The organism is Planotetraspora phitsanulokensis, from assembly GCF_016863295.1.
GTDB lineage: Bacteria > Actinomycetota > Actinomycetes > Streptosporangiales > Streptosporangiaceae > Planotetraspora > Planotetraspora phitsanulokensis.
In genome coordinates, this window is record NZ_BOOP01000046.1 from 44,922 (window position 1) to 60,124 (window position 15,203).

General features: G+C 72.1%; 12 protein-coding genes. 3 read left to right on the plus strand and 9 right to left on the minus strand.

Features of this window, described 5'->3' with window-relative positions; genetic code table 11:
* Positions 1-138 precede the first annotated feature (138 nt).
* The 4 genes from Pph01_RS38160 to Pph01_RS38175 all read right to left on the minus strand — a co-directional run bounded on the left by Pph01_RS38160 (position 139) and on the right by Pph01_RS38175 (position 3,694).
* A complete protein-coding gene (locus tag Pph01_RS38160) occupies positions 139-993 on the minus strand; it encodes an ABC transporter permease (protein WP_204078119.1) in 855 nt (284 codons plus the stop codon).
* 4 nt (positions 994-997) lie between these two features.
* Positions 998-1,969 (minus strand): ATP-binding cassette domain-containing protein, encoded by a 972-nt coding sequence (locus Pph01_RS38165; RefSeq protein WP_204078120.1) that lies wholly within the window; start codon positions 1,967-1,969, stop codon positions 998-1,000.
* Positions 1,969-2,517, minus strand: a complete 549-nt coding sequence (locus tag Pph01_RS38170; RefSeq protein WP_204078121.1) for a PadR family transcriptional regulator — start codon at positions 2,515-2,517, stop codon at positions 1,969-1,971. Before Pph01_RS38170 ends, Pph01_RS38165 begins: the two co-directional genes overlap by 1 nt.
* Positions 2,518-2,602: 85 nt before the next feature.
* Positions 2,603-3,694: a magnesium and cobalt transport protein CorA gene (locus Pph01_RS38175; RefSeq protein ID WP_204078122.1), complete on the minus strand. Its 1,092-nt coding sequence runs from the start codon at positions 3,692-3,694 to the stop codon at positions 2,603-2,605.
* A 106-nt stretch (positions 3,695-3,800) separates the two neighbouring features.
* Here Pph01_RS38175 and Pph01_RS38180 point away from each other — a divergent pair, with 106 nt between their 5' ends.
* The gene (locus Pph01_RS38180) at positions 3,801-4,514 is read left to right on the plus strand and encodes a M50 family metallopeptidase (protein ID WP_204078156.1); all 714 of its coding nucleotides are present in this window, start codon (positions 3,801-3,803) and stop codon (positions 4,512-4,514) included.
* A 10-nt stretch (positions 4,515-4,524) separates the two neighbouring features.
* On the opposite strand, the gene Pph01_RS38185 is transcribed toward Pph01_RS38180, so the two are convergent.
* Both Pph01_RS38185 and Pph01_RS38190 read right to left on the minus strand, forming a co-directional pair.
* Positions 4,525-7,638, minus strand: coding sequence for an AAA family ATPase (locus Pph01_RS38185; protein WP_204078123.1), 3,114 nt, complete (start codon positions 7,636-7,638; stop codon positions 4,525-4,527).
* Positions 7,635-8,738 carry an exonuclease SbcCD subunit D gene (locus Pph01_RS38190; protein ID WP_204078124.1) on the minus strand — a complete coding sequence of 368 codons (1,104 nt, stop codon included), beginning with the start codon at positions 8,736-8,738 and terminating at the stop codon, positions 7,635-7,637. The genes Pph01_RS38185 and Pph01_RS38190 overlap by 4 nt, the downstream gene beginning before the upstream one ends.
* Positions 8,739-8,863: 125 nt before the next feature.
* Here Pph01_RS38190 and Pph01_RS38195 point away from each other — a divergent pair, with 125 nt between their 5' ends.
* Positions 8,864-10,357 (plus strand): alpha/beta hydrolase family protein, encoded by a 1,494-nt coding sequence (locus Pph01_RS38195; protein WP_204078125.1) that lies wholly within the window; start codon positions 8,864-8,866, stop codon positions 10,355-10,357.
* Here the strand turns inward: Pph01_RS38195 and Pph01_RS38200 are convergent.
* Positions 10,327-11,280, minus strand: coding sequence for an alpha/beta hydrolase (locus tag Pph01_RS38200; protein WP_204078126.1), 954 nt, complete (start codon positions 11,278-11,280; stop codon positions 10,327-10,329). The genes Pph01_RS38195 and Pph01_RS38200 overlap by 31 nt on opposite strands.
* 137 nt (positions 11,281-11,417) lie before the next feature.
* Here Pph01_RS38200 and Pph01_RS38205 point away from each other — a divergent pair, with 137 nt between their 5' ends.
* Positions 11,418-12,803, plus strand: a complete 1,386-nt coding sequence (locus tag Pph01_RS38205; protein WP_204078127.1) for an LCP family protein — start codon at positions 11,418-11,420, stop codon at positions 12,801-12,803.
* 18 nt (positions 12,804-12,821) lie between these two features.
* Here Pph01_RS38205 and Pph01_RS38210 read toward each other — a convergent pair whose 3' ends face one another.
* Both Pph01_RS38210 and Pph01_RS38215 read right to left on the minus strand, forming a co-directional pair.
* Positions 12,822-13,817: an enolase C-terminal domain-like protein gene (locus tag Pph01_RS38210; protein WP_204078128.1), complete on the minus strand. Its 996-nt coding sequence runs from the start codon at positions 13,815-13,817 to the stop codon at positions 12,822-12,824.
* A 38-nt stretch (positions 13,818-13,855) separates the two neighbouring features.
* Positions 13,856-15,202 carry an MFS transporter gene (locus Pph01_RS38215; protein WP_204078129.1) on the minus strand — a complete coding sequence of 449 codons (1,347 nt, stop codon included), beginning with the start codon at positions 15,200-15,202 and terminating at the stop codon, positions 13,856-13,858.
* Between the last annotated feature and the right edge of the window lies 1 nt (position 15,203).

Here is a 15,203-nt window from a genome sequence, read left to right on the forward strand (position 1 = left end):
GATCCCTAGGGGGTCCCGGTGTCAGAGCACCGACGGCCTCGGCGAAATGAATCTCCACAGCGTCCCGCACCACAAGCCCGATTATGTCGCAGGATGCACGCTCCGTCCCGCACAGTGATGAGTCCGTTCAGATCTTCTTCACTCCGCACGCCTGAACTGGGTGATCGCCACCCCGAGCAGGAGGGCGCCGATGGCGGCGACCAGGCCGATCTCCAGGATGACCGGCAGCCGCCAGCCGAACCAGGTCACTCCCGGATTGAGCAGCGCGTCGACCTGTGCGGGCACGTCGAGCCGGCCGAACACCGCCTGCCGCATCGGGTCGACGGCGTAGGTCAGGGGGTTGACCGTGGTCAGGACGTGCAGCCACGAGGGCAGGTTGGCCAGCGGGAACATGGCGCCCGACAGGAACATCATCGGCATGATCGCCATCTGCATGACCCCGAAGAACGACTGCATGTTCCGCATCCGGGCGGCGAGCAGCACGCCGAACGCCGTGATCGTGAAAGCAGCGAGGAACATCTCCCCCAGCAGGGTGACGAGCAGGGTCGGCGAGTACGGCACGCCGACGAGACCGGCCATGGCGAGGATGATCACGCCCTGCGCGGTCGCGACGACGGCGCCGCCCAAGCACTTTCCGACCACGATCGCGCCCCGGCTCACGGGGGCGACGAGCATCTCGCGCAGGAAGCCGAACTCGCGGTCCCAGACGATCGAGCCGGCGGAGAACATCGCCGTCATGATCACGGTCATCGAGATCATGCCCGGGTACATGAACGTGCGGTAGTCGATGCCCGGGATCACCCCGCGCACCAGCGTGCCCAGCCCCGTCCCCATGACGAACAGCCACAGGATCGGCTGGATGAGCATCGTGATCATGCGGGTGCGGTCGTTCACGAACCGCAGCAGCTCCCGGTGGAGCACCACCTTGATCGCACGAAGGTCGTGCGAGCCGGTCATCGGGGGCACGCGCACCCCGGCCACTTCGGCGGTCATCGGTTCACCTTCCTCGGGCCATGGCACGCATCCACGCGTTGCCGTCGCCGGCCTCGGCGTCGCGGATCGTGGAGCCGGTGTAGGACATGAAGACGTCGTCGAGCGACGGGCGGGACACGCTGACCGACCGGATCGGCAGCCCGAGATCGGCGAACAGCCGCGGCACGAACGACTCGCCGTCCACGACGGCGAAGGTCACCTGGCCGTCGTGGACGGCGGCCTCGATGTCGAAGCGGTCCCTCAGCAGGGCGATCGTCTTCTCGTCGTCACCCGTCTGCAGCTGGACCCGGTCCTTGCCGATGCTCGCCTTGAGCGCCTCCGGGGAGTCGATCACCACGATCTCGCCGTGGTCGATGATCGCGATCCGGTCGCAGAACTCGGCTTCCTCCATGTAGTGCGTCGTCATGAAGATCGTGATGTCCTCAGTCAGACGTAATTTGTTGATATATCCCCATATGGCGGACCGGGTCTGGGGGTCGAGCCCCACGGTGGGCTCGTCGAGGAACAACACCCGCGGCGAGTGCAGCAGGCCGCGGGCGATCTCCAGCCGCCGTTTCATGCCGCCGGAGAAGGTCATGACCTTGCTGTCCTTGCGGTCCCAGAGGGCGACCATCTCCATGACCTGCCTGAGCCGGTCGTCGACCACCGACCTGGGCACGCCGTACAGCTCCGCGTGGAAGCGCAGGTTCTGCTCGGCGGTGAGGTATCCGTCCAGCGTCGGGTCCTGGAAGACCAGGCCGATGTTCTGGCGGACCCGGTCGCGCTGGGACACGACGTCGTGCCCGGCCACCGTCGCGGTGCCGCCCGTGGGGTTGATCAGCGTGCAGAGCATGCTGATCGTCGTGGTCTTGCCGGCGCCGTTCGGCCCGAGGAAGCCGAACACCTCACCGGGGGCGACCTCGAAGTCGACCCCCTTCACCGCCTCGACCTTTCCGTACGTCTTCTTCAGGCCTTTCACGGCCACCGCGGCATCCATCACTCGCCCTCCGAGAGAATCCTGAACATCGCCTGGCGGGTGCTCCGGAGGAGCTTCTTCGTCTCGGCGACCTGGCGGTCGTCCGCCACATGCGTGAGGTGTATGAACGCCTCGCCGAGCTGGCCCCACAGCAGCCGCAGCTCGTGCCGGTCCTCGGGGAGGCTGCGGACCACGTCGGCCCACGGCTCGGCGCTCTCGTCCGCGTTTTCACGGCCCTTGTCGGTCAGCCGATAGGTACGGCTGCCGCCCGACTCCTCGCCCCGGACGAGCCCCTCGTCCTCCAGCTGCTGAAGGGCGGGGTAGACGGACCCGGGGCTCGGCCGCCACACGCCGCCGCTGCGCCGGGAGATCTCCTCGATCATCTGGTAGCCGTTGCGCGGCTCTTCGGTGAGCAGCCGGAGCAGGGCGATCCTGACGTCGCCGCGCCGTACACGGGGTGCGAAGTGCGGTGGCACGGGGGGTGGCGGAGGCATCGGCGGCAGCGGGGGGAGCCCTGGGTGGGGCGGCGGGAGGGCGGCCGTCCAGTGCGCGTGCTCGTCTTCGTACATCTCCTTCTCCTCAACTATCGAGATAGCGTAAAGATATATCTAGATAGTTGACAGAGCAAGGCACTTTTTACGGTGCCTTGGGAGATCAGAGCCAGTCGCGGCGCTTGAAGACGAGGTAGAGCGTCATGCAGACCACGCCCATGAGCACGACGGCGAACGGGTAGCCGAGGAACCAGTGCAGCTCGGGCATGTGGTCGAAGTTCATGCCGTAGATGGTGCCGACCAGCGTCGGCGCGAACAGGATGGCCGCCCACGCCGAGATCTTCTTGACCTCGTCGCCCTGGGCGATGCTGGCGGCGGTGAGCTTGGTCATCTCCTCGTTCTGGGCCTGGCTGACCAGGGTCGAGTTGACGATCAGGATGTCCTGGAGCATCTGCCGGAACACCGCCACCCGCTCGGTCACGGTGATGGCGTGGTCCGAGACGTCACGAAGGTAGCTCTGCAGTTCCTCGTCCACGCCGTACTTGGGCGAGGCGGCGATGAACCCGTCGAGCATGCCCACCAGGGGGCTGGTCGCGCGCTGGAACTCGATGACCTCGCGGGACAGCGCGTAGATGCGCCGGGGCGCGGCCGGGTCGCCGCCGAAGACCTGGACCTCGATCTCGTCGATGTCGTTCTGCAGGCCGGCGACCACGGGCGCGTAGCCGTCCACCACCGCGTCGAGGATCGCGTACAGCACCGCCTGCGGGCCCTGGCGCAGGAGGTCGGGGTTCGACTCCATCCGGCGGCGCACCCGCGACAGGTCCGGCGCCTCACTGTGCCGCACGGTGAGCACGAAGTCGGGCCCGATGAAGACGTGCAGCTCGCCGAACTCGACCTTCTCCTCCTGGTCGAGGTACCGCGCCGCCCGGAGGACCACGAAGAGCGTCTGGCCGTAGCGGTCGGCCTTCGGCCGTTGATGGGCGACGATCGCGTCCTCGATCGCGAGTTCGTGCAGATCGAACTCCTCGGACGCCTTCGCCAGCTCCGTGTCCTCCGGCCGGTAGAGGCCGATCCACGCCATGGCTCCGGGACGGGACCGCAACGACGTGATCGCGGCGGCCATCGACGGCGGCGAGTCCACCCGTCTGCCGGCGAGATAAATCGCGTTGTCGACCACGCTCTCCCGGGCCGGCTCCTCGTCGGCCGACCGGGGATCCATCGAATGCTCGGGGGCGTGTTCCGCCTTCAACCGCATCAAGCCACGTAATCCACGTATTCCACGCTCAGCCACACATAGACGGTAGAGCCTCGGCACCACGAAGCGCCCGGAGGCCGTACGATTCCCCGCGGAGGTGGCCCACCTGAACGCCCTCTGGAACGAGCTGACCGCGACACAGGTCGCGCCCCCGCTCTGGCTGATCGTCCTGTCCGGCTGCGTCGCGCTCGCGGTCATCGTCTACCGGCCGTCGTGGCACGTCTCCCGCGGGCTGATCACGATCGCGCACGAGGGAGGCCACGCGCTGGTGGCCGTCCTGACCCGGCGCAAGCTGCAGGGCATCCGGCTGCATTCGGACACCTCGGGCGTGACGCTCACGCGGGGCAACCCGAGAGGCATCGGGATGGTGGCCACCGCGGCCGCGGGATACGTCGCCCCGTCGCTGATCGGGTTCGGCGCCGCCTGGCTCGTCGCCGACGGCTACATCACGTTGCTCCTGTGGGCCGTGCTCCTGCTGCTCGCGTGCATGCTCTTCAAGATCCGGAACCTCTACGGCGCCGTGGCCCTGCTCGCCGTGGGCGGCGCCGTCTTCAGCCTGTCCTGGTTCGCGCCCCCGACCGCCCAGGCCGTGTCCGCGTACGGAGCGGTCTGGTTCCTGCTGCTGGGCGGCATGCGGCCGATCCTCGAACTGCAGAGCAAGCGGCGCAGGGGCCGGGCGCCCGACTCCGACGCCGACCAGCTCGCCCGCCTCACCCGGGTGCCCGGAACCTTCTGGGTGCTGCTGTTCCTCCTCGTCTCCGCGGTCTCCCTCGTCAGCGGCACCTACCTGCTCGCGGTCCGGTGGATCCCCGGCCTCTGACGCCTCCCCCTCACGCCAGGGTCGAGCCCGCCCGGCCCTTGACGATCCGCAGCTGAACGGGCACGCGGACGCGCAACTCGGCGACATGGCTGACGATGCCGACCGCCCGGCCGCCCTCGCGCAGGCCGTCGAGGATGTCGAGCACGTCGTCGAGCGTCTCCTCGTCGAGCGTGCCGAAGCCCTCGTCCACGAAGAGGGTGCCGATCTCGGCGCCGCCGGCCTCGGCCGTCACGACGTCGGCCAGTCCGAGCGCGAGGGCGAGCGAGGTGATGAAGCTCTCCCCGCCGGACAGCGTGGCCGGGTCCCGGTCGACGCCGGTCCACGCGTCGAGGACGCGCAGGCCCAGCCCGCCGCCCGATCGGCCCCGGTCGCCCGCGGCCCGGCGCAGGTCGTGCTGGAGCAGGTAGCGCCCTGACGACATGTGCCCGAGCCGCTCGTTGGCGGCCTCGACCACCTGCCTGAGCCGCTCACCGAGCACGAACGACGACAGCCGCATGTGCCACTGGTTGTCGGCTGAGGTGCCGCCCGCGAGCTCGGCGAGCCTCCGGGCGAGCCGGTGCCGCTCGGCGGCGGGGCGATAGCGGGCGAGGGCGTCGCGCAGCTCCGCCGCCAGGGCCGTGAGCCGGGTGGCCGTCTCCCCCGCGAGATCCCTGGCCGAGGTGCGGGCGCCGTGCTCCCGGTCGGCCTGGTCGTGCTCGCGCGCCAGAGTCACGAGGTCCGGCGCGGGTTCGGCCGCCGCGGCGACGAGCTCGGGGTCGGCGAGCAGCCGCCCGACCGCCACCTCCTCGCCGTCGAGGAACCTGAGGCGCTCGGCCATCGCCTCCAGGTCGGCCGGCGCGCGAACCGCCGCCCCCGCGTGCTCGATCCCGGCGAAGCCCGCACCGGTCGCGGCCTCGACGGCCCGGGTGAGCGCGGCCCGCCGTTCTCCCTCCGCCGTGACGGCGGCGCGCGTCGCCTCACCCGCGTCCCTGAGGAGCGCGGCCTCGTCGGTGAGCCGGTCGAGCCGGGCCGCCAGGGACGCGTCGTCGCTTCTGGCGGCGTCCACCAGCGCGGCGAGCCTGCCCGCGTCGGCGGTCAGCTGCTCGTCCCGCGCCCGGGTGTCCGCCGCCTCGATCGCGACCTTCTGAGCCAGCACCGACAGCTCGTCGAGCTCGGCGGCCAGCCGGGCCGCGCGGTCCGCCAGCTCGGGCACCCGGGCCGCCGCCTGCTCGGCGTGCCGCAGATTCCGTTCCGCCTCATCGAGGTCTCCGGCGTCGCCGGCGAGGTGCTCCGTCTCCTCCCGCAACGCGGCGAGCGCCGTCGTGGTCTCGGCCACGCGTCGGCCGGCCAGGGCCACCTGGTCGCGCAGCTCGCCGGCGAGTCGCGACGACCACTCGGCGCAGCGCGCCTCCGCCCTCTCGCGGGCCAGGCGGGCACGCTCGAAGGCGTCCTGTGCCGCCTGCTCGTCGTCGCCGCTCAACGCCCGGCCGGCGGGCGCGGCAGGCGCGGGATGGTCGGCCGACCCGCACACCGCGCACGGCTCACCCTCGACGAGGGATGCCGCCAGCTCGGCGGCCATGCCCTCGATCCGGGCGCGGCGCACCTCCTGCAGCCGATCGCGCGCCGCCTGCGCCTCGTCGACCGCGGCGTGCCTGGCGCGCTCGGCCGCCTCGAGCTCCCGGGCCAGCCGCGCGGCGGCCTCCAGCGCCGGAATCCCGGCGGTCGCCGGCCCCGGCTGGGGGGCCCGAGCGGTGGCGAGGATCGCCTGCTCGTTTTCCGTGAGCGCCTCGAGCTCCGTCTCCAGCACGCCGATCCGCCGCGTCACCTCGGCGGCCCGCGCCGCACCGTCCCGCGCGGCCACCAGCCCGGGGACGCCCGCCGCCGCCAGGCGCGCCTCGTCGAGCAGCCTCTCGGCCTCACGCCGGCCGTCGGGCAACGCGGCGAGGCGTCCGGTGAGGGCGGCGCCGCGCTCCTCGAGAGCGACGAGCCTGCGCCGGCCGGCGTCGAGGTCGGCGCGGACCTGCCGCAGGCGGGTCTCCTCGGGAAGGAGTTGCCGCACGCGGGCGATCTCGTCGAGGCGCTCACGCTCCATGGCGGCCAGGAGCTCCTCGCCGGGCGGCTCCTCCCCCGGCAACGCGCGGCTCACGGCATCGGCGGCCAGCCGCTGCGCCTTGGCCGCGGCCTCGGACCGCTGTTCCGCCTGGCGGATCAGCGGCAGCACCTGTGCGGCCCTGGCCGCGTCGTCGAGGATGGCCTGGATGTCCGCCCGTTCCTCGGCGGCGCCGTCCAGTGCCTCGCGCCTGGCGAGCGCGTCCGCGTGCCTGCGCCGGCGCTCGGCCAGCGCCCGGCCTTCCTGAAGCCGGTCCCGGGCGGTGCGCAGCCGGGCCTCGCTCCCCGTCCATGCCGCGGTCTCGCGCTCGAAGGCGGCGGCGGCGAGACCGACGACCGCCTCGGGCTCGTCGTCCGGCACGGGGAGATGCGCGCCCGCGGCCCCGCGCATGCGGTCGACGACGGAGTCGGCCCGCTGGCGGAGCTCCTGCTGCTCGCGCCCGGTGCGCGTGCGGTGGTCGGCCAGCCACGTCTCGACGTCGGTGTAGATCTTGACGGAGAACAGCTTCTCGAGAAGCCTGCGGCGGTCGTCGCCGTCCGCCTGGAGGAAAGAGGCGAAGTCTCCCTGCGGCAACATGGCGACCTGCCAGAACTGCTCGGCGTTCATCCCGAGCAGCTCGCCGATCAGGTGACCGGCCTCGTCGGCGCGGGTGGTCCGCCCGATCCACGTGCCGGTGAACTCCTCCACGACGACCTTGGCCTTCTCCTCGACCAGGCCCTCTCCCCTCTGCTTGGGCCGCATCCAGGCGGGTGACCGGGTGACGCGCAACCGCCGCCCCCGGATCGTCGCCTCCAGCGTGACGACCGGCCCCCGCTCGGGCGGGGCATGGTCGCAGCGCAGACTGCGGGCGCTGTCCCGCCGGCCGGGCACCCGCCCGTACAGCGCGTAGCAGACCGCGTCGAGCACGGTCGTCTTGCCGGCACCCGTCGCGCCGTGGATCAGGAAGAGCCCCGCCTCGCCGAGCGCGTCGAAGTCGACCTCCTCGCTTCCCGGGAAGGACCCGAAAGCCTCCAGCCGCAACCGGTGCAGTCTCACAGGCTCTCCTTGATCCGGGAGGCCTGGACGGCCTCCCCGAGCAGGCGGATCTCCTCGTCGTCGGCCGGTTCGCCGCGGACCTCGCGGACGAAGTCGGCGGCCACGTCGATCTCGGCCCGTCCCGCTGCGGCGGGCGGCCGGGCGGGCGCGGACACCGGGCCGTCGGGCCTGAAGGCCAGCGCCAGCGTGTGCGGGAACCTGCGCCGCAGGCGCTCCATGGCCTCGCGCGGACGGGCCGGGTCGGTGAGGGTCACCTGGAGCCAGTGATCCTCGCGGTCCGCGTAACGGGCGTCGGTCAGCAGGTCGTCGAGACGGCCGCTCAACGTGCCGACGGGCCGGGGAACGGGGGCGGGGACGAATTCGGTCCGGGCGGCGTCGAGATCCACCAGCCACGACCCCTTACGCCGGCCCGCCTCGGAGAAGGAGTAGGCGATCGGCGATCCCGAGTAGCGCACGGTCTCGCTCATCACCTGACGCCCGTGCAGATGGCCGAGCGCCACGTAGTCGGCGCCCGCGAAGGCGGCCAGCGGCACGTGGGACACCCCGCCGACGCTGATGTCCCGCTCGCTGTCGCTCGCCTCGCCGCCGGTGACGAACGCGTGGGCGAGCACGACCTTCCGCCGCCCGTGGCGGTCGGCGCGGATGCGCTCCATGGCATGGGTGATCGCGGCCGTGTGGGTGCGCTCGGCCAGCTCCCAGGGGCCCCTGACCAGCTCGGGCTCCAGGTAGGGGATGCCGTAGAAGGCCACGTCGCCGATGACGACCGGCTCCCAGGCCCGCGCCGGGTCGGTCCGCAGGTGCACCCGCTCCATGAGGCCGGCGCCGAAGCCGAGCCGTACGGACGAGTCGTGGTTTCCGCTGATCAGAACCGTGTGCACGCCCTCCGCCTTCAGCCGGCCGAGCGCCTCGTCGCACAGGGCGACCGCGTCGACCGGCGGCAGCGCCCGATCGTAGACGTCGCCGGAGACCACCACGACGTCGACCCGCTCGGCCCTGACGGTCTCGACGAGGTGCTCCACGAAGGCGGCCTGGGCGCTCAGCAGGCTCTCCCGGTGGAACGACCGGCCGAGATGCCAGTCGGAAGTGTGCAGGACACGCATGTCGCAGGAAGCTAACAGGTCCCTCCGACAAACGTGGTCCCACTGATCCCAAATCCATCCGGGCCATGAAACGAGTAATGACTTAGCCTGGACTCGGTAGAGGATGATCAACCGGGGAGCGGCCCATGAACGTCGGCCGGAGCACGCTGGGTCTCGCGGCGGGTGTGCTGTTGGTCGTACTGGCGGCGATCGGCTACGTGCTGTCCCCTCCGGCGTTCGATCCCCCGCTCCTGGCCGCGTCTCCCGAGTTCAGCGACCTGCCCGCCCAGCCGGCGTCGGAGACGAGGCCGGTGGACACCTCGACGCCGGTCAGGACCGAGCACGTCGAGGTGGCCGCCGAGGACGAGACGCTGACGGCCACGATCAGGTCGCCCGTGTCTCCCGGCAGGCACCCGGCGATGGTGTTCGTCCAGGGCTCGGGATCGGGCAGCGGCTCGGAGTTCGCCAGCCAGTCGGAGTGGCTCGCCAGGGCGGGCATCGTGACCCTCTCCTATGACAAGCGCACGGTGGGCTACAACTTCCGGCAGCGCGACTTCTCCCTGCTCGCCGACGACGCGCTGCGCATGTTGCGCACGCTCCTGCAACGGCCCGACGTCGATCCCGCCAGGGCGGGGTTGTGGGGCGTCAGCGAGGGCGGCTGGGTGGTCCCGATCGCCGCCGCCTCCAGTGACGTGGCGTACGTCGTCCTGGTGTCGTCGCCGAACGTCTCCCCCCTGCGGCAGGTCGCCTGGGCGCTGAACGAGCAGTTGCTGCGCCTGCACGCCCCGTCCGGGGTGCGTGATCTGCTGACCCGCGCGATGGGCGGCGTGGGGTTCGACTTCCTGCGTCACGACGGCGTGCCCGCGCTCCAGGGCATGAAGCAGCCCGTCCTCGCCCTGTACGGCACGACCGACCCCTCCATCCCCTTCGTGGAGAGCACGGAGACGCTGACCGGCGCGCTACAGAAGGCCGGGAACCCCGACTACACGATCCGCTTCCTCGCGGGCGCGGACCACGCCATGAGGATGTCGGGCGGCCCGTTCGTCCCCGACTACCTGCCCACCCTGGCCAACTGGATCAAGGACCTTCCCCGTACGGCCAAGCCCGCGGTCCCGATCGCGGGCGCGACTCCCGTGCAGCGGTTCGAGGCGAGCGACGTGCCGGCCGCCCCGTGGTACGGCGGCGGCACGATCCTGTGGCTGACCATCTTCCTGGCCGCCGTCGGCTACGTGGCGGCGCCGGTCACCGAGATGGTCGTCCGGATCCGGGGACGCGACACGCACCTGCAGGCTCCGGTGGTCGACATCTGGCCGGCCGTGCGGCGCCGGCTGCGCCGGATGGCGTGGACCGGCGCCGGAGAGTTGGCGGCCGTCGTCGCGTTCATCACATTGATCGTGCTGTTCTCGGTCAATCAGGCGGGGGCGTGGCCCGCCGTACAGGCCGGGTGGCTCGTCGTGCGGTTGCTTGCGGTCGTGATGCTCCTGCAGGAGGTGGCCGTGGCCGCGGCGGTGCTCAGCGGCCTGCGGGACGGCTGGAAGCCGAGCCGCTGGCAGAAGAACGTCCTGATCGGCGTCCTCGGCGGCACGGGCCTGTTGTTGCTGACCGCCGCCTACTTCGGGCTGTACGCCTTCCCCTGGTAGGCGTAGGCCGTCCAGCGGTCGATCTCGGCGAGCACCCGCTTGCGCACCGGCTCCGCCGACAGGACGAGGTCGTGCATGCCCCCGGGCACGCGGACGCAGGTCACGTGCGGGCCGATCCGGGTGGACCAGCGGGCGATCTGCTCGGCGTCGAGGACGACGTCGGCGCCGTGCGCCCCCGGGACGAAGTCACGGGCCCTCAGGCTCTGCTCGGCCGCCAGCACGAGCACCGGCACGTCCACCTGCAGCCCCGCGTGGAGGCGCCGGTGCGCCCGCCGGATCGCCGCCAGCCAGACGGCGTGGACGGAGAAGCCCTCGAGCGGCTTCCACTCGAGGTCGTAGTCCCACTCCCCCCGGTGGTCGCGGTGGAGGCTCGTGCCGTACGCGGTGGCGACGCCGAGAGGGAGCACGGTCTTCGGCGGCAGCTTGGCCAGCAGGCCGCCGAGCGCGTCGGCGGCGCCCCTGAGGACGGCGGGCACGTTGAGGTCGAGGAACGGGCTGTTGAGGACGAGGGCGTCGACCAGGCCGCGGCCCCGCATCCGGTCGGCCCACAGGACGGCGATCAGCCCGCCGGTCGAGTGCGCCATGATCGTCAGCTCGTCGCAGTCCTCCCTGACGATGCGGACGGCCTCGTCGATCTCGGGGAAGTACTCGGTGACGCTGCCGACGAGGCCCCTGGTCTGGTGCGGCAGCAGCGAACGTCCGTACTTCCGCAGGTCGAGGGCGTAGAAGCCGATCCCCTGGGAGACGAAGTGGTCGGCGAGGTGCGTCTGGAAGAAGTAGTCGGTGAACCCGTGGAGGTAGAGGACGGCCTGGCGGGATCCCGGCGCCGGCCGCCGCACGAGCGTCGCGACGACCTCGCCCTCGGCGTCGCGGCCCATGGGCAGGGTGATGGCCTCATAGTCGGGGCCGAGGATGTCGTCCACGGCGCACATCGTAAACGGCGTCGGTTAACGGACAAGAAGTGGTCAAGCGCCCAGGGTCCCGGCAAACCGCGGGTCGCGACTCGCTAGGCGTCATTCGCACCTCAGTACATCCGGGGGCAGACCGCTTCAATGTGAAAATGCGTTCCTGGGGTGTTTCGTCGAGAAGAGCCGCCGCGCTGATCGGCTGGGTCGCACTGTCGGCCCTCGTGCCGGGCGCCGCCCACCTCCGGGCCGGCTGGAGGCGCACGGGGTTCGCCCTGCTCGGCGGATACGCGACCCTCGTGGCCTGCCTCTGCGTGGTGACCGCGGTCGCCGACGCCGGCCTGGCGGGACGGGCGCTGGCCTGGCTGACGCAGATCACCGTGGCCGCCCTCGTCGGCGGCGTCGCCTGGCTCTGCCTGGTCGTGCACTCGTTCGTGGTGCTTCGCCCGGGGCGCCTGCCGCAGGGCGCGCAGGTGGTGGCGGGCCTGGCGACCGGCACGCTCGCCGTCCTGGTCGCCGTGCCGTTCACCGTCGTCGCCGAGTACGCGGCGATCTCGGAACGGACGATCGACACGGTCTTCACCGAGCCGAAGATCCCCGGCGAGCCCGTCAGGCCGGAGGACCCGTGGGCCGGCCGGAGCCGCATAAACGTGCTGCTGCTCGGCGGGGACGGGGACATCAGCCGCGTCGGGATCAGGACCGACAGCATCAACGTGGCCAGCGTCGACGTCCGCACGGGGAGGACCGTGCTGCTGGGGCTGCCGCGCAACCTCGAGCACGTGCGGTTCCCGCCGGGCAGCCCGATGGCGGCGCGGTTCCCGTCCGGGTTCCTCCTGCCGGAGTCCCGGCCCGGCTGGCGCGAGGACCTGCTCTACTCGGTGTGGCAGTACGCCGACGACCATCCCGAACTGTTCGGCGGGCGCACGGACATGGGCGCCCAGGTGCTGAAGGAGACCGTCGGCCACATCCTCGGCCTCCGGATCGACTGGTACGCGATGGTCAACATCTGGGGCTTCGCCAAGATCGTCGACGCGCTCGGCGGGCTGGTCATCAGCGTCGACAGGGACATCACGTACGGCACGTACGGCGAGGGGACGGTCGCCGCGGGGACCCGCAGGCTGAACGGCACCGACACGCTCTGGTACGCCCGGTCGCGCACCGGCAGCGACGACTACGACCGCATGCGCCGCCAGCGCTGCGTGTTCGGCGCGCTGCTCCAGCAGGCGGACCCGGCGGCCGTGCTCAGGCACTACGGCCAGATGGCCGAGGCGACCGAGGAGATCATCCGGACCGACGTGCCCCGGCCCATGCTGGAGCACCTGGTGCCGCTCGCCTGGAAGGTCAAGCAGGCCGGCGTGACGAGCCTGCAGTTCATGCCGCCGCTGATCAGCACGGTCGCCCCCGACTGGGCCCGGATCCGGTCGCTCACCGCCCAGGCTCTCAGCGAGTCCGCGGCTCCCGACGCCGCGCCCCACCGGCCCGTCGTCGCCGAGCCCGCGCCGACCTTCGCCGCCATAGGCGAGGGCTGCAGCGCCGTGTGACGGCCCCCTCCGAGGCCGTCAGACCCGGAAGGACTCCCGGGCCAGGCGGCGCACCCGCGCCTCGTCGACGGTGTGGCCGAGGCCCGGCTGAGTGAGCGGGATCGCGACGACGCCGCCCGAGGCGCCGACCGGGGGCACGACGACCTGGGCGCTCTGCGGCGGCTCGGCCACTGCGCTCGGGAGCGTGCATCCCGGCAGGCTGGCCACGGCCACGGTCGCCGCTCGGGCCAGCCCCGCGCCGAGGCCGCCCATGCAGACGATGTCCCATCCCGCCTCGACCGCCCGGTCGTGCGCGGCGCGCACGGCGCCGAGCGAGCCGAACCGCGACGGCCGCAGCAGCAGCGCGCGACCGGCGTGCACCCCGACCGCCTCGTCCAGCTCGGCCACCGAGTGGACCTCCACCGCGACCGGCGCGTTCACCCGGTCCTGCAGCTCCGCGCTGGTCAGCAGATCCGCGAACGGACGCTGGATCGCGGCCAGGTCATAGGAGTCCAGCGCCTCGAGCTGGGCGATGTCGGTGTAGGCGCCGCGGCCGTCCACCGCGATGGCCAGCCCCGGGTACGCGGCCCGGACCGCGCGGACCGGCTCCACGTCCCAGCCCGGGTGGATGTCGATCGTGACGTGGGCGTAGCCCCCGCCGACGTGGCGGTTCACCCGGGCGACCATGCTCTCCAGCGAGCGGTCGGCGGGCACCCGGACGGTGGCGATCAGGGAGGTGCGGGTCCCGCCGAGAGCGTGGGAGAGCGGGACTCCGCTCATCCGCCCCCACAGGTCCCAGCACGCCATGTCGCCAGCCGCCCCTCCGGGGATCTGCCCCAGCTCGGACGGGTGCTCCCAGTCGACGCCGATCAGCGCGGGCAGCGACTTCTCGAGCAGGTTCTCGGGTGACGGCTGGACGATCTCCCCCCAGCCGGTCATGCCGCCGTAGTCGGTGAACTTGACCAGAGCGCTCTCAGGGCGCCTGCCGTACGGCAGGGTCATCCTGAAGATCTCGAGCTCCCGAACGCGCGGCAATGGAAATCCCCCTTGTTTCAGATCTCCATGGTGCCCGCTCAGCGAGTGTGGTCAAAACGCCCGGCGATGGCGGCGCCCGTCCCGGCCATCGCGGCGAGCAGCGCGAAGCACGCCAGATAGACGGCCACAGTGCCGCCGAAGCCCGCGAAGATCGCGCCCGTGGCGGCGACCGCGACGATCGAGAACGCGGACTCCCCGATGGACAGGGACGCGGAGTTGCGGCCCTCCTCGCCGGGCGCGGACAACTCCAGGACGAGGACGGACAGCGTCGGGTAGACGAGGCCGACGCCGAACCCGGCGAGGACCCATCCCATGAACGCGGCGAACACGGGGACGCCGTCGAAGACGGCCAGAGCGGTGACCGCGATGCCGGCCGCGATCAGCGCCGTGCCCACGCGGAGCACGACCGCCCTGCCGAACTTCCCGCGCCCCTGGATCCACGAGCCGAGCGACCACGCGAGCGCGCCCCCGGTGAGCGCGACGCCCGCCTGTGCCGGGCTGAGCCCGCGCTCGGTCGTCAGGCTGAGCGGGACGAAGACCTCGGTGGCGAAGAAGGCCCCGGCCGCGAGCCCGCGCAGCGCGACGACGGTCGGCAGGCCACGTGCCGCCCGCAGCGTCCCCGAGGGGAGCAGCCGGGGCAGCGCGACGACGAGGAGCACCAGCCCCACGATCGCCAGCGACGACACCGGCCACGCGGCACCGCTGCCGTACTGGAGCAGGGCTGCTCCCAAGGCGGCCACCGCGCCCCACGCGAGGGCCGGCGCGAAGTCCCGGTTCGCGTCCGTTTCCGCGGGCGGCGCGGTCTGCCTCGGGAGGCCGCGCCACAGGACCAGCACCGCCGGCGCCGCCAGCATCGGCACGCCCAGGAACACCCAGCGCCAGCTCAGCTGCTCGGCGACGACGCCGGTGATCGCGGGCCCGACCACCGAGGGCAGCACCCAGGCGGCGGCCAGCAGTGAGAAGACCTTGGGGTGCGCCTGCGCCGGATACACCTGGGCGACCAGGACGTAGAGGGCGACGTTGAACAGGCCGCCGCCGAGCCCCTGGACGAACCGCCCCGCGAGGAAGACCTCCATGGTGGGAGCCGTCCCGGCGACGACGAGCCCGGCCATGAACGCGGCGATCCCGGTCCACAGGGGCGCGCGGGGTCCCTTCACGTCGCTCCAGCGCCCGCCGGCGACCGTCGCGATCACTCCCGCGGCCAGGCCGCCGCTGAAGGCGAGCCCGTACAGGTGGTAGCCGTCGAGCTCGCGCCCGACGACGGGCATCGCCGTCGCCACCGCCAGATACTCGAACGCCACCAGCGTGCTCAGCGCGACCATTCCGGCGCTGAGGGCGCGCAGTCGCGGGGAGAAGACGGCGGGCTCGGTCAAGGTCGCGGTCATG

Bases quoted from the DNA above. Each gene is read 5' to 3' on its own strand.
- Pph01_RS38175 (WP_204078122.1), bottom strand. From the start codon at position 3,694: ATGCGGTTGAAGGCGGAACACGCCCCCGAGCATTCGATGGATCCCCGG.
- Pph01_RS38205 (WP_204078127.1), top strand. From the start codon at position 11,418: ATGCGTTCCTGGGGTGTTTCGTCGAGAAGAGCCGCCGCGCTGATCGGC.
- Pph01_RS38195 (WP_204078125.1), top strand. From the start codon at position 8,864: ATGAACGTCGGCCGGAGCACGCTGGGTCTCGCGGCGGGTGTGCTGTTG.
- Pph01_RS38160 (WP_204078119.1), bottom strand. From the start codon at position 993: ATGACCGCCGAAGTGGCCGGGGTGCGCGTGCCCCCGATGACCGGCTCG.
- Pph01_RS38190 (WP_204078124.1), bottom strand. From the start codon at position 8,738: ATGCGTGTCCTGCACACTTCCGACTGGCATCTCGGCCGGTCGTTCCAC.
- Pph01_RS38165 (WP_204078120.1), bottom strand. From the start codon at position 1,969: ATGGATGCCGCGGTGGCCGTGAAAGGCCTGAAGAAGACGTACGGAAAG.
- Pph01_RS38170 (WP_204078121.1), bottom strand. From the start codon at position 2,517: ATGTACGAAGACGAGCACGCGCACTGGACGGCCGCCCTCCCGCCGCCC.
- Pph01_RS38215 (WP_204078129.1), bottom strand. From the start codon at position 15,202: ATGACCGCGACCTTGACCGAGCCCGCCGTCTTCTCCCCGCGACTGCGC.